The 296-nt window shown below is 69.6% G+C and carries 1 protein-coding gene; it reads left to right on the top strand.

Annotation, left to right across the window (positions count from 1 at the left end; genetic code table 11):
- Positions 1–296: malonate decarboxylase subunit alpha (locus I8J34_RS24405; protein ID WP_214364216.1), on the top strand; the 296-nt coding region annotated here is incomplete at both ends.

Below are 296 nucleotides of genomic sequence, written 5' to 3'. Positions count from 1 at the left end.
ATCTACAGCGAGGATCTCACCCACATCATCACCGAGGAAGGCATCGCCCACCTGGTGCGCTGCCGAAGCCCGGAAGACCGTGAGCAGGCCATCCGCGGCGTGGCCGGTTACACCCCGGTGGGCATGGGCCGCGACAAGCGCGCGGTGGAGAATCTGCGCGACCGCGGCATCATCCAGCGCCCGGAGGACCTGGGCCTCGACCCGCGCCTGGCCACCCGCGACCTGCTGGCCGCTCGCAACGTCAAGGATCTGGTGCACGCCTCCGGCGGGCTCTACGACCCGCCCAAGAAGTTCCG

The organism is Denitromonas iodatirespirans (genome assembly GCF_018524365.1).
GTDB lineage: Bacteria > Pseudomonadota > Gammaproteobacteria > Burkholderiales > Rhodocyclaceae > Nitrogeniibacter > Nitrogeniibacter iodatirespirans.
The sequence above is the reverse complement of the archived record's forward strand: the minus strand, read 5'-3'. Positions and strand labels throughout refer to the sequence as shown.